This window comes from Pandoraea thiooxydans (assembly GCF_001931675.1).
GTDB lineage: Bacteria > Pseudomonadota > Gammaproteobacteria > Burkholderiales > Burkholderiaceae > Pandoraea > Pandoraea thiooxydans.
In genome coordinates this window covers 2,755,258-2,780,418 of record NZ_CP014839.1, presented here as the reverse complement: position 1 = coordinate 2,780,418, position 25,161 = coordinate 2,755,258, and the positions used below count along the sequence as shown (strand labels likewise).

Sequence of the window (25,161 nt, the reverse complement as noted above, 5' to 3'; positions counted from 1 at the left end):
CGATGAAAAAAAGCACCATGAACAAACTGCTGGTGGCGCTCGTGGCAACGGGGGTGGTTGCCGCGGCGCAGGCTGCCGATATCAAGATCGGTGTGGCCGAGGCGCTCACCGGTGGCGCGGCGCAGTATGGCATTGCGATTCGCAACGGCTTCGAGCTGGCGGCCGAGCAGATCAACGCCGCGGGCGGCGTCAACGGCAACAAGCTCCAGCTGGTGATCGAAGACGAGCAGGGCAAGAAGGACGAGGCCATCAACGTCTTCAAAAAGCTGATTTTCGAAAACAAGGTGCTGATGGTGTTCGGCCCGACCCTGTCAAATTCCGCGCAGGCAGCCGACCCGATCGCCCAGGCCTCCAAGACCGTGGCGTTCGGCACGTCCAACACGGCCGACGGCATCACCTCGATCGGCAACTACGTGTTCCGTAATTCGGTCACCGAAGCCGATGTGTTGCCCGAGACCATCAAGGTCGCGGCCAAGCATACCGGGCTCAAGAAAGTCGCCATCATGTACGGTAACGACGATGTCTTTACCAAGAGCGGCTACGACAACTTCAAGAAGGCGCTGGCCGACCTGAAGATCCCCGTCACCGCCACCGAGACGTTCTCCAAGGGCGACGTCGACTTCAAGGCGCAACTGACCAAGATCAAGGCTACCCATCCGGATGCGCTGGTGCTCTCCGCGTTGATCGCCGAAGGCGCGCCGATCATGGTGCAGGCCCACCAGGTGGGGCTGAACGTGCCGTTCATCGGCGGCAACGGCATGAACTCGGTCAAGGTGTTCGACCTGGCCAAGGGCAATTCCGACAATCTGTGGGTCGGCAGCCCGTGGTCGATCGACAACCAGACGCCGGAGAACCAACAGTTCACCGCCGCTTACAAAGCCAAGTTCAAGATGGCGCCCGACCAGTTCGCCGCGCAAGCCTACGACGCGATGCACATCGCGGTCCAGGCGATGAAGCAGGTCAAGTTCACCGGTAACCTGCAGGCCGAGCGCACCGCGCTGCGCGACGCGCTGCCGGCGATCAAGTGGACCGGCGCCACTGGGCCGTTTGCATTCCGCGAGGCCAAGGGCCGCGGCGGCAAGCCGGCTGGTTACGATGCACTGCAAAAGCCGATCATCAGCGTGACCAAGGACGGTCACTACACCATCGAGAAGTAAGCAGTCGCGATTGCGCGGCACGTGCGGCGCGACAACGGCCGCACGACACGCGGGCGCAGGCGATCCTGCGACCCCGATGTTTTCGGCAGCGCGAGCCACGAGTTCGCGCTGCTTTCATTTCAGGCTGGAAAATAGATCATGCTGGATCAGCAACTTGTCAACGCGCTCTCGCTGGGCTGCGTGTATGCATTGTTTGCGCTCGGCTTCACGCTCGTGTTCGGCATCCTCGGGGTGATCAACCTGTCGCACGGCGCCGTCTTCATGGTCGGCTCCTATGCGGCGCTGCAAGCGATCGTGCATCTGCATCTGCCCCTGTGGGCCGCACTGGTGTTTGCGTTCATCGTCAGTGGCGTGGTCGGCGTGATCATCGATGTGCTGGTGCTCAAACCGTTGCGCAAGCGTAATGTGCCGCATCTGGTGCCGATGATCGCCACCATCGGCGTGGCCATCATCATCAATAACGGCGCGCAAGGTATTTTCGGCGCGCAGAACATGCGGTATCCGTACGGCACCATCTCCGACGCCACGCTCTCCGTGGCCGGGCTGCGTGTGACGACGCTCGAACTCGGCATCATCTTCCTGTCGTTCGCTCTGATGGCCGTGCTGATGGTCCTGATCCGCAAAACCCAACTGGGGCGTGCGCTGCGCGCGATCGCGGAATCTCCCAAGGCAGCCAGCCTGCTCGGCATCAACGTCGAGGGCCTGTTTCTGTTGACCTCGTTTGCGGCCGCCGCGCTCGGTGGCGTCTCGGGGGTCATGATCAGTCTGTACTCGAATGCAATTTTTCCGCTGATGGGTCAGCCGATGCTGGAAAAGGGCATCGCCGTGATCATTCTCGGGGGCATGGGAGACATTCGCGGCGCGATGCTCGGCGGCCTGTTCCTGGGGTTTGCCGAGGTACTCTCGGTGGCCTATGTCGGCTCGACCATGCGCGACGCAGTGGCCTTCGGCCTGCTATTCCTGATCCTGCTGGTGCGGCCCCAGGGCCTGTTCGGCAAAGTGCTGGAACGCAAGGCATGAGACCTTCCTACGAAGCGGCCGCCAAGCGCTCGCACGTTTGCCAAAGACGTCCGGCCGGTGGCTGAGCACGTCGCAACGATACCGTTTTCTGCGGGGAAACCATGGATTGGTTGAGTAATTTCTGGGCGGTGTACAGCAACCTGGTGCTATCGCTTGGCACCAACGCGCTGCTGGCGCTGTCGATCTATCTGACCTTGTCGTGCGGCATGCTGGCGATGGCCAATGCCGCCTTCATGGGTATCGGCGCCTATACTGCGGCGCTGCTGACGATGAACTACAACATGCCGTTCCCGGTCTCGCTGGCCGGCGGCATGCTGATGCCGGCGCTGGCCGCGTTCATCATCGGCAAGCCCACGCTGCGCCTGTCGGGCGTGTATCTGGCGATCGCCACCCTGAGCTTCGGCGAAGTGGTGCGTGTGATCGTGCTCAATACCGACTCGCTCACCGGCGGCGCGCTCGGCCTCAACGGCATCCCGCAGCTCACCCAATGGTGGCACGTGGCGCTGGCGGTGGTGCTCACGCTCGCCGTGCTGTACCGGCTGCGCCGCTCCAAGGTCGGGCGGGCTTTCGAGGCCATCAAGGAAGACGAAACCGCAGCCGGCCTGATGGGCATTCACGTGGACGGCTACAAGATGCTCGCATTCGTGCTGGGCGCGGCGATCGCCGGGCTCGCCGGCGGGCTCGACGCCCACCTGACCTTCTTCATCGGTCCCAACGAATACGGTTTCGGGCGCGGCGTGGAAATCCTGACCATGGCGATTCTGGGCGGCATCGGCGGGCTGGTCGGCCCGGTGCTCGGCGGCGTGATCCTGACGTTGCTGCCTGAAGTGCTGCGCTCGTTCGACAACTTCCGGCTGATAGCCAACGGCCTGATCCTGGTGCTCATCGTGCTGTTCCTGCCGAAAGGCATTTGGGACCCCGCGCGCATGCGTCGCTGGTTCAAGAAAGCCTGAGGAGCGCGCCATGCTGACACTCTCATCTGTCTCGAAAAGCTTCGGCGGCCTGCACGTACTGCAGGACGTCAACATCGAGGTTCCGCAAGGAACCATTTTCGGCCTGATCGGCCCCAACGGTGCCGGCAAGACGACCGTATTCAATCTCATCACCGGCTTGCTCGCGCCCAGTGGCGGCGATATCACCTTCGACGGCGCGAGCCTGCTCGGCCATAAGCCGCATCGCATCACCCAGCGCGGGATTGCGCGCACCTTTCAGAACATCCGCATCTTCAAGGAGATGTCGTTGCTCGACAACGTGGTGGTCGGCATGCACCGTCACCTCGACTACGGTCCGGCCGGGCTGTTGTTGTCACTGCCAGGATATCGCCGCCACGAAAAACGCGCCCGCGAGCGGGCGCACGAACTGCTCTCGTGGGTGCGGCTGGATCACAAGGCGCACGAGACGGCCGACAACCTGTCGTACGGCGATCAGCGCAAGCTCGAACTGGCGCGTGCCCTGGCGACCGAACCGAAGCTGCTGCTGCTCGACGAGCCGGTGGCGGGCATGAACACCGGCGAGAAAGTCGACCTGATGGGCGAAATCGAAAACATTCGCGCGCGCGGCTACACGATCTTCATGATCGAGCACGACATGCGATTCGTGATGGGGCTGTGCGAGCGCATCGCGGTGCTCAATTTCGGCCGCATCATCGCCGAGGGCAAGCCCGACGAAATCAAAAATAACCCGCAAGTCATCGAAGCCTATCTGGGCAGCGACGACGATGGCGACGAGGGCGACCATGGCGACGACCCGCCCGGCCAGCCAGCGGCGGGCACGGGGGTGACGGCATGAGCGCACTATTGGAAGTACAGGGATTGCAGGTCGCCTACGGCCACATCCAGGCCGTCAAGGGCATCGACCTGAGCCTGCGCGAGGGTGAGATCACGACGCTGGTGGGCGCCAACGGCGCGGGCAAATCGACCACGCTGCTGGCGTTGTCCGGACTGGTCAAAAAGAATGGCGGCACCGTGCGTTTCGATGGGCACGATATTTCCCGCCTGGCGCCGCATCAGATCGTTGCGCGCGGTGTCGTGCAAGTGGCCGAGGGCCGCGCGATCCTGACCACCATGACGGTGCGGGAGAACCTCGAACTGGGCGCATACACCCGCAAGGATCGCCAGGCTGTCGGCAGCGATCTGGAACGGGTCTTTCATCTGTTCCCGCGCCTGAAGGAGCGCATCGACGGCATGGCCGGCAACCTCTCGGGCGGCGAGCAGCAGATGCTGGCGATCGGCCGCGCGCTGATGGCCAAGCCGCGCCTGCTGCTGCTCGACGAGCCGTCGATGGGCCTGGCGCCGATCATCGTGCAGGAAATTTTCCGCACCTTGCGCGACATCAACCGGGATGGGCTGACCATCTTCCTGGTCGAGCAGAACGTTCGGCAGGCGCTGAAAATCGCCCATCACGGCTATGTGCTGGAAACCGGGGAGATCGTGCTGGCCGATACCGGTCGCACGCTGCTGGGCCATCCGCGCGTGCTCGAGGCCTACCTGGGCGCCTGAGCCAGCCGCTCGGACGCACGTCGAAAATGGCCGGGACGCCCCCGGCCATTTTTCATGCAGCGATCAGGCGTGCCGCCGGTAGGTCACGAATGCGTAGTCGAAATCGTTGGGCGGCGGCGCATGATGCCGCTCGGCGTCGGCCACGCGCCACACTGCCGGGTCGGGGGCGGGGAAGAAAGCGTCTCCTTCGAACTCCCGGGCAATTTCGGTGACGATCAGCTTGTCGGCAGAGGGCAACGCCTCGGCATAGAGCTGCGCGCCGCCGATCAGGCAGACTTCCTCGGCACCCACGCACAGGCGCAGGGCGTCGACCAGCGAGCTGGCGACCTCGCAGCCCTCGATTTGCAGCTCCGGATTGCGCGAGACCACGATATTGCGGCGCCCCGGCAGCGGACGTCCGATCGATTCGAAGGTCTTGCGGCCCATCACGATCGGCTTGCCGAGCGTGGCGCGCTTGAAATGCGCCAGGTCTTCCGGCAAGCGCCAGGGCAACTGGTTGTCGCGGCCGATCGTGCCGTTGGCGGCGCGTGCCACGATAAGCGTGAGAATCGTCATCGGATGCTCTGAAAACGGCGTAAAAGGTTCGCGGTGGCCGCTCAGACGGCGACCGGCGCTTTGATGTGCGGGTGTGCCTCGTAGCCGACGATGGCGAAATCCTCGAAGCGGTAATCGAACAGCGACGCGGGCTTGCGAGCGATCTCCAGGCGCGGCAACGGATTGGGTGTACGCGCCAGTTGCGTTTTCACCTGCTCGAAATGGTTACTGTAGATATGGCAGTCGCCGCCGGTCCAGATGAACTCGCCCGGCGCCAGGTCGGTCTGTTGCGCGACCATATGCGTGAGCAATGCGTAGCTGGCAATGTTGAACGGCACGCCGAGGAAAATATCCGCGCTACGCTGGTACAACTGGCAGGACAGTTTTCCGTCGGCCACATAGAACTGGAAAAACGCGTGGCACGGCGGCAACTTCATGCGCGGGATCTCCCCCACGTTCCAGGCCGAGACGATCAGGCGGCGCGAATCCGGATTGGCGCGGATTTGCGTGAGCACGTCGCTGATCTGGTCGATGTGGCGGCCGTCGGGTGTGGGCCACGAGCGCCATTGCGAGCCGTAGACCGGGCCCAACTCGCCGTCGGCGTCGGCCCATTCGTCCCAGATCGAGACGCCGTGTTCCTGGAGCCAGTGCACATTGGTGCTGCCTTGCAGGAACCACAGCAGTTCATAGATGATCGATTTCAGATGCAGCTTCTTGGTCGTGACCAGCGGAAAGCCTTCCTGCAAGTCGAAGCGCATCTGATAACCGAACACCGAGCGTGTGCCGGTTCCCGTGCGGTCGGTTTTTTCGGTGCCATGGTCATACACATGGCGCATGAAGTCGAGATATTGTTTCATCGGGCGGGCTCGCAGCGCGAATCGGGCAATGCCACGCTCCGGGACGGAGCGTCAAGCAGACGATTCTACCAGCCCGACGGCATTCCTATGGCCCCGCCCGTTCCAGCGTCACTGCATGCCGCGCCGCCAGGCGAACGCCGATCGCGTCGCCCGGCGCCAGTCGGCGATCGCCCGGCGCATGGGCGAATACCTGCCGGCCGGAAGCCAGCCGCAGCGTGAGCAGCGTGTCGGCGCCGCGAAAGGCTCGCCGCACGACCTCGGCGCGATACGGGCTGGCCTCGTCGAGCACGATGTGCTCGGCGCGCAGCAATACATCGAGCGCGCGCCTGCTTGTCGCGGCGCCGGGCGGCAACGGCAGCTCGCCCAGTTCGAGGCATACGGCAATGCCATTGCATTGGCCGGGCAGCACTGCGCCGCGCCCGATGAAATCGGCGACGAAATGGGTGGCCGGCGCGTGGTACAGGCCTTGCGGGGTATCCCATTGGGCCAGCGTGCCGCCGTCCATCACGCCGATCCGGTCGGCCATCGCGAAGGCCTCGTGCTGATCGTGCGTGACCAGCAGCGCGGTGGTGCCGTCGGCCAGCAGCAGGTCGCGCACTTCGAGTGCGAGCCGCTCGCGCAGCTCCTGATCGAGGCTGGAGAACGGCTCGTCGAGCAGCAGCAGGTCGGGTGCCGGCGCGAGCGCGCGGGCAATCGCCACGCGTTGCTGCTGGCCGCCCGAGAGCTCGTGCGGAAAGCGCCGCAGGCTGGCCGAGAGCCCGACCAGCGCCGCCAACGCGGCCACACGCTCACGCCGCTGCCGCGTCGGCGCACGGCGCAAGCCAAAACCGATGTTGTCTGCCACATCGAGATGCGGGAACAGCGCATGTTCCTGAAAGACCACGCCGACCCGCCGGGCTTCGGGCGGCAGAGCCCATGTCGCCGAGGCGATATGCCGGCCGCCCAGCACGATGCGCCCGTCGCGCAGCGGCTCGAATCCGGCGAGCGCGCGCAACACGGTGGTTTTGCCGCAGCCCGAAGGCCCCAGCAGGCAGCCGATCGAGCCGCGCTCGAGCTTCAGCGAAAGGCCGCGTGCCACCGGGAGGCTGGCGGCGCCGGCGCGGTAAGCAACGCAAATGTCTTCAACGACGAGATGGTCTGGGTTCATGCGGCTGATGGGGCTCCGTGCGCGGGCGGGTATAATTCCAAGCTGTTTGGCCGATCCAGGCCTCGCGCGGTTCCCCCTGCCGTTTCGCGATTTGTCCCCGATTTTTCTCAGATATATCCAGTTCTTAGCTGGTGTTACCGCTACGCATGCGATCGATTCCAACCTTGTCAGCCGCCATCCGCACGTTTGCACTTCGCCAGTTCCGGCGACCCGGCAAGGGCTGGGACGGCCTGGCCGTGGCACTGGCGCTGGCCATGCTGCTGCCGGCATTGGGCATCGTTGCCGCGTGGGCGCAGGGCGATGCCGCCTCGCGCGACATTCTGGCGCACCTGATGTCGACCGTGCTGCCCGGTTACGTCAGGAATTCGCTGGCGATTGCGCTGGCGGTCGCGCTCGGCGTCACGGTGGTTGGCGTGGCGACTGCCTGGGTGGTGGCCGTGCACGAATTTCCCGGTCGCCGGTTCTTTGCCTGGGCGCTGATCCTGCCGCTGGCAATGCCGGCCTACGTCATGGCCTATGCGTACACCGATTTCCTGCAGTTTTCCGGGCCCGTGCAAGGCGCGTTACGCGAGTGGCTGGGGGTTCGGCGGCTGCCGTGGTTTCCGGAGATCCGTTCCTGGTATGGCGCGGCGCTGGTGTTCGTGTGCGCCTTTTATCCGTATGTGTACCTGTTGGCGCGCACCGCCTTCATCGAGCGAAATCCTCGCCTGGACGAAGCGGCCCGTACGCTTGGCTGCGGGCCATGGCGCCGCTTTGTGCTGGTGGCGTTGCCGCTGGCGCGCCCGGCGGTAGTCGCGGGCGTCGCGCTGGTGTTGATGGAGACCTTGGCGGACTACGGCGCGGTGGCCTATTTCGGCGTGCCCACCTTCACGACGGGCATCTACCGTGCCTGGCTGTCGATGGGCGACCGCATGGCGGCCGCGCAACTGGCCTCGCTGCTGTTGCTTTTCGTGCTCGTATTGCTCGCGCTCGAGACCCGCAGTCGTGCGCGGCTGCGTTTTCATTCAACCGGCGCACGCGGGCGCCGCACTGCACCGGTGCCGCTGCACGGGGCGGCCGCGTGGGTGACCACCGCGCTGTGCAGTGTGCCGCTGCTGCTGGGGTTCGGCCTGCCGGCGCTGATCATGCTGCGCCTGGCCTGGCTCGAGGCGGATGCGCTGGCGTGGGAGCGCTACGCCGGATGGGTCTGGAACACGCTGGTACTGGCCGGGGTCACCGCCGGCTTCGCGGCGGCGCTGGCGACTGTGTTGGCCTACGCGCAGCGGCACTCGCCTGGGCGGCTGCCGCGCTGGGCTGCGCGCCTGGTCGGCGCGGGCTACGCGATACCCGGCGCGGTCATTGCGGTGGGGTTGCTCACGCCGGTAACGCGGCTCGACGCCTGGCTGGCGGGGCTCATCGGTGCGCAGGGCCTGGTGCTGACCGGCAGCGTGGGCGTGCTGATCTACGCCTATCTGGTGCGCTTCATGGCCGCTGGCGTACATACGGTCGAAGCTGGCATGGCGAAAATATCCCCCAGCCTGGAAGCCAGTGCCCGCAGCCTCGGCGTGTCGGGGTGGACCATGCTGCGCGCGGTGCATGTGCCGCTGCTTCGGCGCAGCGTGCTGAGCGCGGCGTTGCTGGTGTTCGTCGACGTCATGAAGGAGTTGCCCGCGACCCTGGCGTTGCGGCCGTTCAACATGGACACGCTGGCCGTCGTGGCCAGCCAGTTTGCGGCCGACGAACGCCTGGGCGAGGCGGCCTGGCCGGCTCTGACGCTGGTGGGCGTCGGGCTGATCCCCGTTTTTTTGATTTCGCGCACGACTTGTGCACGTCAGTGATGTGTCCGGCTGGCGGCGCGCGCACAATCGTCTATATTGAAATCAGGCGTTCATTGGGAACGGACGCCGTTACGGGGATCAACGCAATGATTGCGATCGTCCTTTGCAAGTGCTGGCTAGCGCTTGCCGTCGCCGCCATCCCGCCCCAGGCGATCATCGGGTATGACGGAGGCACGGCGAATCCGCTGACCGCCTCGGTAAGCTACACGGATTGAACCGGCAGAATCAAAAATACCGGGACCAATCGGCTTCGGCCGCCCGTTCGGGCATCGGCCGTGGATTTTTTCAACGATACAGTCCACAATCGCGGCACGACAGTCCTGGCGGATGACGGTGCTATGTGGCGTATCGACCTGGTATCCCTGCGTTTGTTCGTGGCCGTGTGCGAAGAAGGCGGTATCGCGCGTGCTGCCGAGCGTGAATTCATCGCGGCCTCGGCCATCAGCAAGCGCATCAACGACCTCGAAACGTTGGTGGGTGCGGCGTTGCTGCAGCGCCACAAATGGGGTGTCAGCCCGACGCCGGCCGGCGAGGCGATGCTGCATCATGCGCGCAACGTACTGCGCAGCCTCGAAAAGATGCAGGGCGAGCTGAGTGAATACGTCAGCGGTGTGCGCGGCTATATCCGTCTGTTCGCGAATATCTCATCGATGGTCGAGACACTCTCCGAGGACATCGGCACCTTTCTGGCCCATCACGAAAACGTCAAGATCGACCTGGAGGAGCATGTCAGCAGCCAGGTGGTGCGCGCGGTCGCCGAAGGCAGCACCGACATCGGCATTTGCTGGGCGCAGGCCGATACCCGCGAGCTGCAGGTGTTCCCCTACCGAACCGATCATCTGGTGGCTGTCATGCACCCGGGGCATCCGCTGGCGGCGCGTCCGGCGCTCGCTTTTGCCGACACCCTCGATTACGACCAGATCGGCCTGCATCCGGACAGCATGATGTACGCCACGCTACGCCCGCTGGCGGCGCAAATCGGCAAGACGTTGCGCTTTCGCATCAATGTCTCGACGTTCGAGTCGGCCTGTCGCATGGTGCGCGCCAATCTCGCCATGGCGATCGTGCCCGAAGAGGCAATCACGCTCTACCGCACTCTGTTCGGACTGCACCAGATTCGCCTGAGCGACCCGTGGGCGGTGCGCCAGCAGGTGATCTGCGTGCGCGACTACGAGGCTTTGCCGGTGCCGGCGCGGCTGCTGGTCGATCATCTGCGCGCCGATTCATCGTGATACGCGATGGCAGGAGTGGCGAATCGCGACTTGCCCGATTCCCGGCCATTGGTAATCCTATCGAAAACATAGCGCCGCCCCCGGGGCGGCCAGAAAAAGCCGGCGCCCGCCGCACGGGCGCGCGGCACGCGGGACTGACGTTTTTGCAATCCGGACGCACCGGCCGCGCGCGAGCGCGGATCGGGCATCCGACAGAAGGGGCCGACATGCTTGACGCAGTGCACATCGACGGCAGGATCCTGTTCCTGGCCGAAGCGGGCGAGGCGATGGCTCGTCAAATGGCGGGCGAGGACCTCACCCTGGAGGCCGCGCTACCGTTGCGCGACCAGCTCTCTACCGACGAAATCACGCCCGCCTGGGTGTGTTTTCACTACGACGAGAAACTCGGCGACTACGTCTACCTTGGCCTCAAATGCCTGCCGCTCGACGGGGCGTGCGACGACGCCGAATTTCCGATCCGGGCCGGTGCGATCAGACAGGGCGGTTTCAGCGTCAGCGTGGCAGGTGCGCGGCGCGGCAAGGGTTCCTCGCGCGAGGCCAGCCCGTTTGCGGAGCTGTCGGCCGGCATCCGCCTGGTGATCGCCGAGAGCTTCGAGCGGATCTATCAGCAAAACTGCCAAAATCTCGGACTGCTGACCTCGACCGATTTCGGCCTGATCGAGCGCATTCGCGCCGGCGAGGCAATCCCTATCGAAGCCTTCCTGGAAGATTGCGACGCGCTCAGCGAGCAGATCGTTCGGTGCGGCGGGCTGTTCGGTTTCAATCAGCGCCGCCTGGCCGGGGAGCTGAGCGTGCCGTTGCCGGAGCATCCGGCCGGCCCGATGACCTACGGAGAGAAGTTGCTGGCGCGAGCGCTGGGTGTCGCGTGCGTGCGCCCGGGCGACGGCGTCTTCGTCAAGACCGATTGGCGTTTCTCGCATGAATACGTGACCCCCATGGCGGTCAGCTTTCTGTCCCGCCATCTGGGCTCGCCGGCCGCGCAGGCGCAGCGTATCGCGCTGCACGATCCGGCCTCGATCCTGTGCTTCGAGGACCATCTGAGCCTGCTGGCCGAGGTGATCGACGAAAAGAAGCGGGCGCTCGGCCTGCTCGACGCGGCCGGGCAAATGGCCCAGGTGCAGCGCGATTTCTGTGCCCGCCAGGGTATCCGGCTGCATGGACGCAGCGCCACGGGCGGCTCGGAGGGGATCTGCCACGCCCTGATGACTGAACGCTATGTTCTGCCAGGGCAGATCGTCGCCGGCACCGATTCGCATACCACGCACTGCGGCGCGCTGGGCGCGCTGGCGTTCGGCGTGGGCACCACCGACATGGCCAATGCGTGGCTTACCGGCGACGTGCGCCTGACGGTGCCCACCACTTGCCTGATCCAGCTGCACGGGCAATTGGGCCCCGGCGTCAGCGCCAAGGATCTGGTGCTGCATCTGCTGCACCTGCCCTATATCCGCGACGGCCGGGCGATTGGGCAAATCATCGAATATGCGGGGCCGGCCGTGGCCAGCCTGTCGACCGACGAGCGCGCGACGCTGACCAACATGGCCGCCGAGATCGGCGGCATGACCGGGTTGATCGCGCCGGACCGCGAGACACAGCGTTTCCTGCGCGAGCGGCGCGGCGTCGATTTCGCCCCCGAGCCATGGATGCGGGGCGACGCCGAGGCCTGCTACGCGCATGTCATCGAAGTCGACTGCGCGGGTATCGAGCCGATGCTGGCGATGCCCGGGGACCCGGGCAACGGCCTGCCGGTCTCGGCGCTGCGCGAGGCGGTGCGCATCGACATTGCCTATGGCGGATCGTGCACCGGCGGCAAGCGAGAAGATTTGCGCCGCTACCACGAGGTGCTTGCCTGGGGCCTGGCGCATGGCATGAAGGTCGCCGATCACGTTAAATTTTACTTGCAGTTCGGCAGCGAGGACGTGCGTGCCTACTGCGAGTCGCAGGGATTCATGGCGACCTTCGACGCCGCCGGCGTGACGCTTGTGGCGCCGAGTTGCGGCGCTTGCGTCAACGCCGGGCCGGGCGCTTCGCGGCGCGCCGATCAGGTCGTCATCAGCGCGCAGAACCGCAATTTTCCCGGGCGCTCGGGGCCCGCCCAGATGTGGCTGGCGAGCCCCGCGACGGTCGCCGCCAGCGCGCTGGCCGGTCGTATCGCGAGCTTTGCCGAGCTCAGGCAAGCGCTTGCGCAGCCGGCCGAACCCGCATTGCAGCACCAACCCTGACAAAAACGAAAAGAGATTCGACGCATGACAGAACAACAAGCATTGCCGCTGGCGGGCATCCGCATGGTGGAGTTTTCGCATATGGTGATGGGGCCCACGTGCGGCATGATCCTGGGCGATTTGGGGGCCGAAGTGATCAAGATCGAGCCGCTGGTGGGCGACGGCACGCGGCGCCTGCTGGGCGCCGGGGCCGGCTTCTTCCGCGCTTTCAACCGCAACAAGCAAAGCCTGGCGATCGATCTGCTGCAGCCCGAGGGACGCGAGATCCTGTTGCGCCTGATCGCCACGGCCGACGTGGTCAGCGAGAACTTCAAGCCGGGCAAGATGAAGCAGGCCGGGCTCGACTATGCGACCCTCGCGCGCCTCAATCCACGTCTGGTCTATGTCTCGCTCAAGGGCTTCCTGCCGGGGCCGTACGAGCATCGCACCGCGCTCGACGAAGTCGTGCAGATGATGGGCGGGCTGGCCTACATGACCGGGCCCGAAGGCCGGCCGTTGCGCGCCGGCGCTTCGGTCAACGACATCATGGGCGGCATGTTCGGCGCGCTGGGCGTGCTGGCCGCGCTGTTCGAGCGCCAGCACAGCGGGCGCGGGCAGGAGGTGCAAAGCGCGCTGTTCGAGAACTGCGTGCTGCTCAGCGCCCAGCATATGCAGCAATTCGCCGTGACCGGGCAGGCAGCCGCACCGATGCCGTCGCGCATCTCGTCGTGGGGCATTTACGACGTGTTTGCAACGCGCGACGATACGCAGATTTTCCTGGCGGTGGTCAGCGACGGACAGTGGCGCACCTTCTGCGACGTGTTCGGCCTGACGCAGTGGGCCGACGATGTGCGCCTGGCGACCAATAATGATCGCGTGCGGGCTCGCGAATGGTTCCTGCCGGCGCTGCGCGAGGTGATTGCGGGCTACGACGCGGCCTATTTGCAGCAGGCATTCGAGCGGCACGGCCTGCCGTATGCACCGATCGTGCGCCCGGAGACCCTGTTCGACGACGAGCATCTCAATGCCAGCGGCGCGCTCGGCGAGCTGCGCACCGACGACGGCCAGCTCACCCGCGTGCCGTTGCTGCCCATCACCATGCGCGGCCAGCATCTGCCGATTCGCATGCCGCTGCCGCGCATCGGTGAGCACACCCACGCGATCCTGCGCGAACTGGGCTACCACGACGATCAAATCGCCCAGTGGGTCGCGCGCGGTATCGTCGGCACGCCCACCGAATAGACCTTGCCAGATGCTTGCGGCGTACTGTCGAAGCCGTTAGTGTGGCGGTTTTGAGCAAAGGAACTGCAAGATGGCCGATCTTCCCTTAAGCGGCGTGCGCGTGCTCGATCTGTCCCGGCTGCTGCCCGGCCCGCTGGCCACGCTGCGCCTGCAGGAACTGGGCGCGCAGGTGACCAAGGTGGAAGACCCCGGCGCCGGAGACACCGCGCGCGCGATGCTGCAGACCGAGGCGCAGCGCGCGGCCGGCGAACCGGGCACGTTCTACACACTGCTCAACCGGGGCAAGACGATCGAACGGCTCGACCTGAAAAGCCAGGACGGGCACGCGCGCCTGCTGGCGCTGGCCGCGCAGTGCGAGGTGCTGGTCGAGGGGTTTCGCCCCGGCGTGATGGCGCGCCTGGGGCTGGGCTACGATACGCTGCGCGCGCTCAACCCGCGCCTGGTGTACTGCGCGATCAGCGGCTACGGACAGCACGGGCCGATGGCGCAGCGCGCCGGTCATGACATCAATTACATCGGCTATGCCGGGGTGCTGGATCAGCTGGCCGCGCCCGACGATGCACCCATCGTGCCGAATTTCCAGATCGGCGACCTGTTCGGCGGCGCGCAGAGCGCCGTGCAGGAAATCCTCGCCGCCCTGTACGCGGTCGGGCGCACCGGACAAGGCCGCGCGCTCGACATATCGATGACGCATGCGGTGCAGCGCAGCAACCTGCTGCCGGCGGTGGCCGTGCTCGATCACGGCGCGACGCGTCGCAGCGGCCAGGACCTGCTCAACGGCGGAGTGCCGTGCTACAACGTGTACCGCACCCGCGACGATCGCTGGATGGCCGTGGGCGCGCTCGAGCTGAAATTCTGGCAGACCTTGTGCGAGGTGATCGGCAAGCCGCAATGGCGCACACTGCATTGGAGCCTGGGACAGGCGCCGGGCAGCGATGCCGCCCGCGCGCTCAAGACCGAACTGGACGCGATTTTCGCCACCCGCACGCAGGCAGCGTGGTGCGCGCTGTTCGATCCGGCCGATTGCTGCGTCAGTCCGGTGCTGCGCCTGGAGGAGGCGTTCGCGCACCCGTTGTTTACCGCCGGGCAAGCCAGGTGACCGGTGCCTGCGGCGGCTCGCTTACTTGCTGACGCCCGCGCCGATCACGCCGCCCACCGCGGCCCCGCCGACGGTGCCCAGCGCGTTGCCGGTCAGAACGTTGCCCAGCACGCCGCCGGCCACCGCGCCGATCGCCGCTCCTTTTTGCTGATGGCTCATGCTGGCGCAGCCTGCCATCGATGCCGCGAGCGTTGTCACGGCCAACAGCCGAGTCAATTTGCTCATGTTGGAACCTCCGTGAGTTCTACTGATATTTTATGAGAGCCGCCTGATTCCCGAAAGTTTTACGGCCGTCGGCGGCGGCCGGTCAATCGTCGAACAATTTGAATTGCCGCATTGCGGCATCGTCGGCCAATCGCACGCCGACGCCCAGCAGCCGCACCGGGCGGCTGCGGCGCTTGAAGCCGGTGGCCAGCAATTGCAGGCATTGTGCTGCATCGAGTGTTGCGCTGACGCACTCGGCAGTGGTGCGGCTGAAGTCGTCGAAGCGCAGCTTGACGAACAATTTGTGTATCCATGCGCCCGCATCGTTGCGTTCGATCCGTCGTGCCAACTGCTCGATCAATACGCCGAGTTCGCGCCGGCAATCGTCCAGCGTGCGCAAATCGTGAACGTAGGTGGTTTCGACGCTGATCGATTTGCGCTCCTGATCGGGATTGACGCGCCGCGTGTCGATGCCGCGGCACAGATCGAACAGGCGCTGGCCAAAGCTGCCGAATTGCCGGTGCAGGTCGAGCTTGGACCAGCCGCGCAGCTCGCCGCAGGTCTTGACGCCCAGTTCATGCAGCCGGGCGGCCGTCACCTTGCCGACGCCGAACAGCTTCTCGACCGGCAGCGCCGAGACGAAGGCGTCGGCCTCGCGTGGATGAATCACGAACAGGCCATCGGGCTTGCGCCAGTCGCTGGCAATCTTGGCGAGAAATTTATTCGGCGCGACGCCCGCCGACACTGTGATGCCGACATCGCGCGCCACCCGTGCGCGGATCTCGCGCGCGATCAGCGTGCCGCTGCCCTGGCAGCGGTCGACGCCGGTGACGTCGAGATAGGCTTCATCGAGCGAGAGCGGCTCCACCAGGTCGGTGTAATCGCGGTAGATCGCCATGATCTGGCGCGACGCGGTGCGGTAGCGCTCCATCGACGGCGGCAGGATCAACAGCGCGGGGCAGAGTTTGAGCGCCTGCGAGGACGGCATCGCCGAGCGCACGCCGAACGCCCGAGCCTCGTAATTGCAGGTGGCGATCACGCCGCGCTGCGATGGCTGGCCGCCCACCGCCAGCGGGATGCCGCGCAGCGACGGGTCGTCACGCATCTCGATCGCCGCGTAAAAGCAGTCGCAATCGCAATGAATGATCTTGTTGGGAACGCTGGGGGGAATCTCGGGTTTCAAAATGGCGCCGCACCGGTCGCGCAAACGGTGTGCGTATTATGAAGCACTCGCGCGTCGCGCGCCGCGAGCGGCGGCGTGCGAGGCGACCTGCGGCCCTAGCGCTGGCCGAGGGTGGTGCGTTGCGCCAGCAGCCGGTCGTGGTGCGTCAATTCGGCGATGCGGCGGTTGACGACCTCGATCATGACGCGGCGATTCAGGGCGCGCCCCGCCGGGGTCGTGTCCGGCGCGATGAAGTCGCCTGCCGGCAGCGAAAATACATGGATCTTTGCGGATTCGATGCCGTGCTCGAGCAGGAATTGCCTGACCGACAGCGCCCGCTGCAGCGCGATTTTTGGGTCGAGCGGGCCAGGTATCGTCGAATCGGTCCGGCCGCGCAGGGTGATCCGGTCGGCCGATCGCGCGGCCGACACCAATAACTGCGAGAACGCCGGACTGGGCCGGAAGGCGGTCTGATAAGCGTCGAAATGCGTCATCAGCACGGCGGCCGACGCCGCCTCCAGCAAATGCTGAATGCGATCCAGGCGGCGATTGAGCGCGTGCAGCGTGTGCTCGTCGGGCGACCCATGCTCGACGACGGCCCGGGCAGCGGCCAGCTGGCGCGCGGCCGTCTCGATCAGACTCGCCACAGCGTCGTCGCTCGCCGGTGCCGGGGCTCGGGCGGTACTGGCTGCGTTGTCGGCGACGGCGGCCGCCGGCGCAGGTGCGGGCGAGGGTGCAGGTGCAGGTGCAGGAGCAGGCGGTTTGGGAGGCACGCCTGCCGCGACCGGTGCGGGGCGCTGCAAATGAATGCGCGTCGCGCCGGCGGCGGTGTGAATGGTGAAATCGTAGATCTTGCGGGCGATGCGAAAATTCGGGCCATCGCGTGTGAGTCCGACCGGCGCGCCGCTCGCATCGGTCACCGACAGGGACGACGGCGCCCTGGCGAATTCGAGAACGATGCTGGACCCATAGTCGTAGGCGCGCACCAGCTTGGGCTGGGAGGCGGCGGCTGGCGCCGGGCGGGCCGTCGCCGTTGGCGCCTCGGCGGTGGTGCTCGACGCCGCGCAGGCGACCAGTAACGCGCTTGCGGCCGCTGTCGCGGCCAGGCGAGGCAGACTCATTGGATCAATCCCCCTTGTCGTGTGTGCGGAACATTCGGTGGTTCAATCGCGGCCGCGGCGAGCCCCCGCAACGCCCCCGTGGTGCGTCGCCGCCTGGATGGAATGGTCGCGCGCGCGGCGGCGTGCGGCCATAGAGAGATACGCTGAGTCGTGGCTTTCTCGCCATACCCGTCAAAGCAAGGTGCGGCGATTTGCCCGAGCGTGTGATCGATTCGTTCGATTAAAGGATTCGTTGGATTCGGCTGCGCGATTTTTTCCGCCCCTTTTTAAACGCTAAAACAATCTCTGTCGCTGTGATCTCATCGCACCAGCGCCGGACTGGCGAGCGCGTCGCCGCTGGCCCGAGGACGTGCCGAATCGGCGGCCATGAAATGCCCCTCGATATATTGGCGGCCACGGGTTGCCGCGCCGGTGATGCGAAATGGCGCGAACGCCACGATCGGTATGGCGCGATGCCCGTCCAGGCCAGCCACGACCGGCAGCAGCACGTCCGCCGGCGCGGCCACCGCCGCGTTGCCCAGGCCCGATGCGCGCGGCTGTATCCATATGCTGTCGCCGGTACTGACGCCGGTCGGGTTGCCGCGCGCGATCAATTCGCGCAGTTGCGCTGTGCCTTGCGCGTCGGTCTCGAACGAGGTCCACTGCCCCGACGGGCATGCGCCATAACGATACGAGGCGCCGATTTTCAGAACGAACGGGCGGCCCGTCGCAGGGTCAGTTCTCGGTCTGGCGTCGGCGCTGTCCCAATAGGCGTCATACAGGCAGGCGGGAATCGCGAGCGGGAACAGCGTTCCCGCCGCCGCATGGTCGGCGACCGCGATGACCGCGACGGCCGTGGCGCTCGCGGGGATGTGCACCATCGCCAGCAGTGAGGCCAGCAGCCGCCCTGGCGCACCCGGTTGGCCAGCGGGTGCGTGGCTGACCGTCACCATGACCGCCGGGCGGTCGTTGGCGCCCGGCGTGATGCCGTTCGGCCGCAGGCTGGCCCGAGGTTCCGCAAGGTTCCAGTAGCCGGTCTGGATGCGCTCGACGGCAAGTTTGGGCGCCGCTGCGCTGTTGAGCGAAACGGCGAGTGCGGCAAGCGTGCGCGCGCGTGACCAGTCAGGGCGAGGGTAGGCCGGTTCGAGCGCGCCGGCACCGGCCAGGGCGGCGGCGTCGGCGGCGTTCTGCAACTCGCCGTGCAGCGCCCAAAGCTTGCCCAAATCGAGCGCCAGCACGCCCGCGCTCACCAGCACGGCCGCCATGAGCGCGCTGAGCATGCCCGCCGAGGCGCGCTGGCGTAGCTGAACCCGCTTGCCGATCGAATGGGTGCGCATCGATTACCTCCGATGCCTTGCCAGTGGGCCGCAGCGACCTAATCGCCGCGAATGGCGGCAGGGGCTGCGGGAGCCGCTGTCGCGCAGGACCGCGTCGGTCCATCGAGCGAGCGTGGCGGGTAAGGTCGGGATGATGGAAATCGCGCCAGACGGCGCCAGATAGTATTGCGCATCACTTCCCCCGGTTGACTCAGACTGACTCGGTACGGTCCGTTCACGCCAATGACCGCTTGATTTTGGTACTGAAAATCAAGCATGAAACATGCCACGACTCGATAACCCTCACGGCTGCGTGCCTTGCGCCAGCGCCATGCCGTCGTGCCCGGCATGCCTGGCAAAAAACGTATCAAAAGTGAAATGGCATCGATTCGAGTGACCCGCGAGCGGTTCGAAGCCCATCAAATATGGTCTTGCGGGCAGCTCAGTCGTGCACCGGACCGTGAGTATTCCTCAATAACCGGGCCTTTTTCCGACGCAGGCACGCTCAAAAAGCCTCCCAAAAGGCGTTTGTATCAGTTGCGTAACATTTTGTAACGTTTTGTTTCTGCCTTTCGATTCGTGACCGAAGGCGCTCGAATGTGCGCTATTGGCCCGACCGCGACCGGCCGTCCGATGCATTTGTTTGTCCGGCATCAGCAAACGGTTAACTCTCAATTGACTTTCTTGGAGATAGTGCTCTCCATCGGATTGTCGGTCTTTTTTACTGTTCGAACCGCGCTGGCAGTCGGTCCCGGGCGCATCTGGCGCATGGTATCGGGCATCCAATTGTTGCGCGAGAGTCACATCGCGCTCGCGCTCCATGCGTGCTTTTTTCTCCACCCAAGGGGATGTTCGACTGGCCGTCACGTCATTTCCCGACCGATCGCAGCGCTTTCGTTATCAAAAATGAAACATTTTCACGCAATTCGCTGATCGGCCGGCCTTTTACTTTTTCAATTATTCAGTATTCACAACGATTTCCGCGCGCTGGCACGGTCTTCGCATGAGGCATGGGCAACGGCGGCGTGTCGGCTGGGTAACCAACGGCGCGCCGGTTTCCGGAGTCACAGGACTGCTGTCGGGGAATCAGTGCTTTGACGCCGGAAAACTTTGACGCTTCGCTGGGCCGGTCATCTCGGTTCGCATGCTTCGAAGGCCGGGGGCTTCGCGTGCCGCTGGCACGGCACGCGAAGCAAAACGCAGGCGCGGGCGAGCGGTTCGGGCGGGCATGCGGCGTATCGCGCCCGTGTTCCGGCCGGACCGCTCTCCCGCCCGGGGGCCATGCGGTAACGGCCTTATCGCAGTGCTCGGTCCCGCAGCGGGCATGTGTTTTGTACTTGAGTCAACAACTTCTTTCGCAATCAAGGAGCTTCAAATGCAAAAAACTCTTGACCTGGTCCGCGACTTTGCACGCGACGAAGAGGGCGTAACAGCCATCGAATACGGCTTGCTGGCCGCGTTGATCGCGGTGGCGATCATCGCTGCCGCGGGGCTTGTCGGCACCAATCTGGCCGGCATGTTCAACTATATCGCCGGTTTGTTGCCGCAGGGCTAACAGAATTGAGCCCAGCGAGTGGTCGTGGGTCCGGCTGTACACCGGGCCCACGCGGGCACCTCGCAATCTGAGCAAAGAGGGGATGCCATGAATGCCTTCGAATTTCCTATCGGCGCTTGCGTATTGGGTCTGGTGGGCCTGGCGGCGGCCTGGGATCTGCATGCGCGGCGCATTCCGAATTGGCTGGTGCTGCTTGGACTGGTCGTGGCGCTCGCTGTGCAATGGGGTTTGCGCGGCGTGAGCGCGGGTATTGGGCAATGGCTTGCCGGCCTGGCGGTGGGCTTCGGCCTGTTCATGCCGATTTATCTGCTGCGGGGCATGAGTGCCGGCGACGTGAAATTGATGGCCGCCGTGGGTGCCTTCGTGGGGCCTGCCATGGCGTTTGAAATCGTGCTGGGCACCTGGGCGATCGGCGGTGTGCTGGCGCTAGGCGCCATCGTGCGCGAGCGCGCGATTCGCGCGGCGGGCAGCAGCCTGTTGGCCATTTTTCTGAGCGGAACCAGCCGAGCGCGCTGGCACGCGGCGCCGGCGAGCGCCCACGCCAATGCGTCGATGGGAACGATGCCCTATGCGGTGGCCATTGCACTGGGCACCGTGGGGGTGATGCTCCTGCATGCCGGCGGCTACGTGCTTTGACGGCGCGACGTTGCGGGCGAGCAGTGCGGTGAAGTAAGCCTCCTGCAGAGAGGCACAGGCAGTAAGAGCATGGCCGCGCATGGCGCGGATAACCGGGGGAACGAACATGTCAGACATCCTGAAGCCAGTGCCGGGCAGCTCGGCCGACGTCAGCCATCTGCAAGATGTCAGCCGGGCCCGATTCAAGGGCGCGGGCGCGGAATCCGGGCCGCTGGCGCGCGCGCCCAAGACCATCGCCGAGACCGGCCTGACGCAGAACTTCCTGCTCGAGCTGGTCGCCAAGAGCGTGCTGCTGGGCGGCAAGACCTCGCTTACCCAACTGGTTCAGCGCCTCAAGCTGGGCGTCGGCGTGCTTGACGCGGTGGTCGCCTTCGCGGTGCGCGAGCGCCTGTTGGAGATCGTCCGGCGCGGCGCCAACGACATCGACGTCGAGTTGCAATTGACCGACAACGGCCGGGTCCGGGCCGCCGAATTCATGGCCCGCTGCCGCTATACGGGCCCCGCGCCGGTGTCGCTGGCGGCCTACGAGGAGGTCATTCGGCGCCAGTCGGTCACCCATCGATTCGTGACCCGGCCGGCCTTGCGGGCGGCATTTGCCGGCCTGATCGTCAAGAGCGAACTGCTCGACGACATTGGCGGCGCGGTCAACAGCGGCAAACCGGTGATCTTTTTCGGCCCGGCCGGCAGCGGCAAGACCTCGCTGGCCGAGCGCCTGGGCAAATTGCTGCCCGGTTCGATCGCCGTGCCGTACGCGCTGGCCGTCGACAACGAGGTCGTGCAGATTTTCGACCCGCTGATTCATCAGCCAACTGCGCCGGACGAAGCGCCTGGCGCGACGGATGCCCCGCTCGACGCGCGCTGGCAGCGCTGCCGCCGCCCGGCGGTCATTTCGGGGGGCGAACTGACGCTCGAGATGCTCGAGCTGCGCTATGACGCGTCGAGCGGCTTTTATCAGGCGCCGCCGCACGTCAAGGCCAACGGCGGGCTGTACGTGGTCGACGACCTCGGGCGCCAGCGCGTGGCGCCGGCCGATCTGCTCAACCGCTGGATCGCACCGTTCGACCGTGGCCGCGACATGCTCACGCTGCACACGGGCATGCGCTTCTCGATGCCGTTCGATGTGTGGGTGGCCTTTTCCAGCAACTTCTCGCCGGAGGAGCTCGGCGACGAGGCCTTTTTCCGGCGGCTCGGCAGCAAGCTCTACGTGGGCGCGCTCGATATCGAGGCTTACCGCCGGGTCTACGACCAGCGCTGCGCAGAGCTTGGCGTGGACTCCAGCGACGACGCTTTCCAGTACCTGATTCACCACCTGCACATGCCCGCCGGGCGGCCGCTGCTGGCGTGCTATCCGGGCGACCTGCTGCGCATCGTGCTGGCCAGCGCGCGGTATCTGGAACAGCCCGCACTGGCTGACCGGAGCAGCCTGCTGCGGGCGTGGAACAGCTATTTCGCCGTGGTCGGCGACAACGACAACCTGCCGCCGCCGCATGGCGCATCGGAGTGGCCGGCAAAAAAGCTCGTGGCCGGCTAGACGGCCAAAAACGGTAAACCGCGGGGCGCCTGGCGAGATCAAAAAGGGGAAAGCATCATGAAGAACGTACGCGCGTTGGTGGCGCTGCTGATCGCGGCGCTGGCCGGTCTGGCGGCCGTGGCGATGGCTTCGCGCTGGCTGCTGCAGAAGTCGTCGGCCATGACGACCCAGATCGCGGTCGCCGCGGTCGATATCAATTTGGGCCAGCGGCTCAACCCGGAGTTCATCAAGATGGTCGCCTGGCCATCCAGCAGCATGCCGCCGGGATCGTTTGTCGATGCCGCGAAACTCGATGGCCGGGTGCTGCGCAGCAGTGTGCTGCGCGGTGAGCCGATCCTGGCCGGCAAGCTGACGCCGATCGGCACCAAGGGCGGGCTATCGGCGGTGATTCCGGATGGCCGGCGGGCCATTACGGTACGCGTGAACGACGTGATCGGGGTGGCCGGCTTCGCCTTGCCCGGCAACTACGTCGACATCATCGTCAACACGCAAAAGGACGGCAATAACAATGCCAACAAGGACGCCAGCATCTCCAAGATCGTTCTGGAAAAAATCCTGGTGCTAGCCGTCGCGCAGGAAGTCAATCGCGACGAAACCAAACCCAAGGTGGTCAACGCGGTGACGTTGGAGGTCACGCCGGAGCAGGCCGAGAAGCTCGATCTGGCGCGCAGCGTCGGCACGCTCTCGCTGGTATTGCGCAACCAGACCGATCCGAATCCGGTCGCCCCGGTCGGGGTCACCAAGGACATGCTGCTGGGCGAGAAGCCGGTACCGGCCGCGGCGCCGGCCGACAAGAAGGCGCCGAGAGTCGTGGTCAGGCGCGTCGCGGCGCAGCGCGGCGACTGCGTGGGTGTGATCGACGGCGTAAATAGCAGCAAAGAGTGCTTCTGAGCGCGTCGCCGCGATGCCATACGGCAGCAATTTACCGGGGGAACAAAATGGACCGTATTGATCATCTTCGTTGGGGCCGTGAGGCCAACGACCGGCAAGCCGAGCGGCGCACCGGCTGGCCGGTAGTGGCGGCATGCATGGCGTTGTGCGCCGGCTTCGCGGCGACGCAAGCCGTGGCGCAAACCCTGGCGATGGCCGCTGCCGAGCCGTCGCAACGCATGGAAGTCGTGCGTCCGGGCCAGGTGCAGGTAACCGTGGGCCTGCCGCGCGCGCCGGCGCGCCCGGTGAGCCTGAAGGGGCCGAATTGCGTGGGCGAATTGCGCGAGCACACACAGGTGTCGGTGCCGGTGGGCAAATCGACCATCGTGACCTTGCCTGAAGCGGTGCGCAATCGTACGGTTGGCAATCCACAAGTTTTACAGGCCATGCAAGTATCGCCGCGTGAACTCTACTTGCTGGGAATGAGTCTCGGCTCAACCAATATGATCGTGCAGGGCCGTAGCGGCGCCTGTTCGGTGATCGATGTCGAGGTCGGCGCCGACCCGGCGGGGGTGCAAGCGGCGCTGGCCAGGTTGATGCCCGAGGAAAAGGATATCCATGTATCGGCCGCGGCCGACAGCCTGGTGCTGGCCGGTACCGTGTCGGACGCACTGGCCGCGCAGCGTGTGGTGGAGATCGCTAGCGCTTTTGTACGGCGTGAGGCTCCAGATGTTCCAAGAGATAGCTGTCGAAAAGGAAATGACTGCCAGTCGAAAAATGAACAAAAGGCGCCTGCACCGCCGCCCAACGGCGACAATGTCCGGATCGTCAATATGCTCAGCATCGGCGCGCCGCAGCAGGTGATGCTGGAAGTCAAGGTGGCCGAGGTCTCCAAGACGCTGATCGATCAACTGGGGGCATCGGCCAATATCAACGGGGCGCTCGGCAGCTGGAACTTCGGTCTGCTGGCCGACTTCCTGAGCGGCGCGACCAGCCTGATCTCCGCCACCAAGAACAATCACCTGCCGTTGAACCTGAATCTGGACGCCGAGAAGCGCGACGGCCTGGTCAAGATCCTGGCCGAGCCGAACCTGATGGCCATCAGCGGGCAGACCGCCAGCTTCCTGGCCGGCGGCAAGGTGTTCATCCCGGTACCGCAAAGCAACGGCACGGGCGGCTCGACCATCACCCTGCAGGAGGAGCAATTCGGCGTCGCGCTCAAATTCACGCCGACCGTGCTCTCGGGCGGGCGCATCAATCTGCAGGTCGCGCCCGAGGTCTCGGAGCTGTCGTCGACCGGCGTGACGCTTACCGCGCCCAATATCAGCGGCAGCACGATTTTGCCGCTGATCACCACGCGCCGGGCTTCGACCACCGTGCAACTGCGTGACGGCCAGAGCTTCGCGATCGGCGGGTTGATCAAAAACAACGTGACGAGCAACGTCAATGGCTTGCCGGGCCTCGGCGAAGTGCCGGTGCTGGGCGCATTGTTTCGCAGCACGAATTTTCAGCAGGACAAGACCGAGCTGATGTTCGTGGTTACGCCGCATTTGGCCAAGCCGCTCGGGACCAACTATCGCCTGCCGACGGATACCTTCGGCCAGACCAATACGCCGGGCGTGCTGTTGATGGGCGATATGGAGGGCAAGAAGGCGCCGGGGGCTGCGCCCGCGCCGGCCCCCGCGCAAGCCCCGGCACCGGGCAGGCCAGCGGTGCCGGCGGCTCCGGCGACCGTACCCGCGACGCCGGCGGCGGTGCCGCCCGAGCCTGCGACGCAGGTCGTGCCGCTACTGCCGGCACCCGCCGTGGCGCCGTCATCGACCCAGCAACAAGTGCCGCCCGGCACGGCGGGGCCGACGACCGGACCGACGACCGGGCAGGCAGCCGCCAGACAGGACATCGCCCAGGTGAGCCGACCGCCGGGCGTGGTGGGGCCGAACGGCGGCCGGTCGCTTCCGTAGGGGCAAGAACGGGGTACAGGCGCTG

General features: G+C 65.5%; 23 protein-coding genes. 15 read left to right on the top strand and 8 right to left on the bottom strand.

What is annotated here, in order from left to right:
* Positions 1–2 precede the first annotated feature (2 nt).
* The 5 genes from PATSB16_RS12765 (at position 3) to PATSB16_RS12745 (ending at position 4,675) form a co-directional block, all read left to right on the top strand.
* The gene (locus tag PATSB16_RS12765) at positions 3–1,157 is read left to right on the top strand and encodes an ABC transporter substrate-binding protein (RefSeq protein WP_047214489.1); all 1,155 of its coding nucleotides are present in this window, start codon (positions 3–5) and stop codon (positions 1,155–1,157) included.
* A 138-nt stretch (positions 1,158–1,295) separates the two neighbouring features.
* Positions 1,296–2,177: a branched-chain amino acid ABC transporter permease gene (locus tag PATSB16_RS12760; protein ID WP_047214488.1), complete on the top strand. Its 882-nt coding sequence runs from the start codon at positions 1,296–1,298 to the stop codon at positions 2,175–2,177.
* A gap of 101 nt (positions 2,178–2,278) precedes the next feature.
* Positions 2,279–3,130, top strand: a complete 852-nt coding sequence (locus tag PATSB16_RS12755) for a branched-chain amino acid ABC transporter permease (RefSeq protein ID WP_047214487.1) — start codon at positions 2,279–2,281, stop codon at positions 3,128–3,130.
* A 10-nt stretch (positions 3,131–3,140) separates the two neighbouring features.
* Positions 3,141–3,965 carry an ABC transporter ATP-binding protein gene (locus PATSB16_RS12750; RefSeq protein WP_047214486.1) on the top strand — a complete coding sequence of 275 codons (825 nt, stop codon included), beginning with the start codon at positions 3,141–3,143 and terminating at the stop codon, positions 3,963–3,965.
* Entirely contained in the window at positions 3,962–4,675 is a 714-nt protein-coding gene (locus PATSB16_RS12745) for an ABC transporter ATP-binding protein (protein WP_047214485.1), read from the top strand. The genes PATSB16_RS12750 and PATSB16_RS12745 overlap by 4 nt, the downstream gene beginning before the upstream one ends.
* A gap of 63 nt (positions 4,676–4,738) precedes the next feature.
* Here the strand turns inward: PATSB16_RS12745 and PATSB16_RS12740 are convergent, their stop codons facing one another.
* The 3 genes from PATSB16_RS12740 to PATSB16_RS12730 form a co-directional block, all read right to left on the bottom strand.
* The gene (locus PATSB16_RS12740; protein ID WP_047214484.1) at positions 4,739–5,230 is read right to left on the bottom strand and encodes a dihydrofolate reductase; all 492 of its coding nucleotides are present in this window, start codon (positions 5,228–5,230) and stop codon (positions 4,739–4,741) included.
* A 41-nt stretch (positions 5,231–5,271) separates the two neighbouring features.
* A complete protein-coding gene (locus PATSB16_RS12735; RefSeq protein ID WP_047214483.1) occupies positions 5,272–6,066 on the bottom strand; it encodes a thymidylate synthase in 795 nt (264 codons plus the stop codon).
* Between the two features lie 85 nt (positions 6,067–6,151).
* The gene (locus PATSB16_RS12730; RefSeq protein WP_072628643.1) at positions 6,152–7,213 is read right to left on the bottom strand and encodes an ABC transporter ATP-binding protein; all 1,062 of its coding nucleotides are present in this window, start codon (positions 7,211–7,213) and stop codon (positions 6,152–6,154) included.
* A gap of 164 nt (positions 7,214–7,377) precedes the next feature.
* Here PATSB16_RS12730 and PATSB16_RS12725 point away from each other — a divergent pair, with 164 nt between their 5' ends.
* From PATSB16_RS12725 to PATSB16_RS12700, 5 genes are all read left to right on the top strand, one after another.
* Positions 7,378–9,030, top strand: coding sequence for an ABC transporter permease (locus PATSB16_RS12725; protein WP_335645842.1), 1,653 nt, complete (start codon positions 7,378–7,380; stop codon positions 9,028–9,030).
* A 338-nt stretch (positions 9,031–9,368) separates the two neighbouring features.
* Positions 9,369–10,262, top strand: a complete 894-nt coding sequence (locus tag PATSB16_RS12715; protein WP_047216538.1) for a LysR family transcriptional regulator — start codon at positions 9,369–9,371, stop codon at positions 10,260–10,262.
* 206 nt (positions 10,263–10,468) lie between these two features.
* Positions 10,469–12,481: an aconitase family protein gene (locus tag PATSB16_RS12710; protein ID WP_047214478.1), complete on the top strand. Its 2,013-nt coding sequence runs from the start codon at positions 10,469–10,471 to the stop codon at positions 12,479–12,481.
* Between the two features lie 24 nt (positions 12,482–12,505).
* Entirely contained in the window at positions 12,506–13,702 is a 1,197-nt protein-coding gene (locus PATSB16_RS12705) for a CaiB/BaiF CoA transferase family protein (RefSeq protein WP_047214477.1), read from the top strand.
* A 70-nt stretch (positions 13,703–13,772) separates the two neighbouring features.
* Entirely contained in the window at positions 13,773–14,801 is a 1,029-nt protein-coding gene (locus PATSB16_RS12700; RefSeq protein WP_047214476.1) for a CaiB/BaiF CoA transferase family protein, read from the top strand.
* A gap of 21 nt (positions 14,802–14,822) precedes the next feature.
* Here the strand turns inward: PATSB16_RS12700 and PATSB16_RS12695 are convergent, their stop codons facing one another.
* From PATSB16_RS12695 to PATSB16_RS20885, 5 genes are all read right to left on the bottom strand, one after another.
* Positions 14,823–15,026 (bottom strand): glycine zipper 2TM domain-containing protein, encoded by a 204-nt coding sequence (locus PATSB16_RS12695; protein WP_047214475.1) that lies wholly within the window; start codon positions 15,024–15,026, stop codon positions 14,823–14,825.
* Between the two features lie 82 nt (positions 15,027–15,108).
* Positions 15,109–16,188 (bottom strand): DNA polymerase IV, encoded by a 1,080-nt coding sequence (gene dinB / locus PATSB16_RS12690; protein WP_257786655.1) that lies wholly within the window; start codon positions 16,186–16,188, stop codon positions 15,109–15,111.
* Between the two features lie 95 nt (positions 16,189–16,283).
* Positions 16,284–17,288 carry an OmpA family protein gene (locus tag PATSB16_RS12685; protein ID WP_052892676.1) on the bottom strand — a complete coding sequence of 335 codons (1,005 nt, stop codon included), beginning with the start codon at positions 17,286–17,288 and terminating at the stop codon, positions 16,284–16,286.
* A 299-nt stretch (positions 17,289–17,587) separates the two neighbouring features.
* Positions 17,588–18,604 carry a TadG family pilus assembly protein gene (locus PATSB16_RS12680; RefSeq protein WP_047214473.1) on the bottom strand — a complete coding sequence of 339 codons (1,017 nt, stop codon included), beginning with the start codon at positions 18,602–18,604 and terminating at the stop codon, positions 17,588–17,590.
* Positions 18,605–19,054: 450 nt separating this feature from the next.
* Positions 19,055–19,405, bottom strand: a complete 351-nt coding sequence (locus PATSB16_RS20885) for a hypothetical protein (RefSeq protein ID WP_156884741.1) — start codon at positions 19,403–19,405, stop codon at positions 19,055–19,057.
* A 553-nt stretch (positions 19,406–19,958) separates the two neighbouring features.
* Between PATSB16_RS20885 and PATSB16_RS12675 the strand changes: the two genes are divergently transcribed.
* The 5 genes from PATSB16_RS12675 to PATSB16_RS12655 all read left to right on the top strand — a co-directional run bounded on the left by PATSB16_RS12675 (position 19,959) and on the right by PATSB16_RS12655 (position 25,136).
* Positions 19,959–20,138 (top strand): Flp family type IVb pilin, encoded by a 180-nt coding sequence (locus PATSB16_RS12675; RefSeq protein WP_047214472.1) that lies wholly within the window; start codon positions 19,959–19,961, stop codon positions 20,136–20,138.
* Positions 20,139–20,225: 87 nt separating this feature from the next.
* Positions 20,226–20,774, top strand: a complete 549-nt coding sequence (locus PATSB16_RS12670; protein ID WP_047214471.1) for an A24 family peptidase — start codon at positions 20,226–20,228, stop codon at positions 20,772–20,774.
* Between the two features lie 106 nt (positions 20,775–20,880).
* On the top strand, positions 20,881–22,305 hold the full coding sequence (locus tag PATSB16_RS12665; protein ID WP_047214470.1) for an ATPase: 1,425 nt from the start codon (positions 20,881–20,883) through the stop codon (positions 22,303–22,305).
* Positions 22,306–22,362: 57 nt separating this feature from the next.
* A complete protein-coding gene (cpaB, locus tag PATSB16_RS12660; protein WP_047214468.1) occupies positions 22,363–23,196 on the top strand; it encodes a Flp pilus assembly protein CpaB in 834 nt (277 codons plus the stop codon).
* 47 nt (positions 23,197–23,243) lie between these two features.
* Positions 23,244–25,136 carry a type II and III secretion system protein family protein gene (locus tag PATSB16_RS12655; RefSeq protein ID WP_052892675.1) on the top strand — a complete coding sequence of 631 codons (1,893 nt, stop codon included), beginning with the start codon at positions 23,244–23,246 and terminating at the stop codon, positions 25,134–25,136.
* The last annotated feature ends 25 nt before the right edge of the window (positions 25,137–25,161 follow it).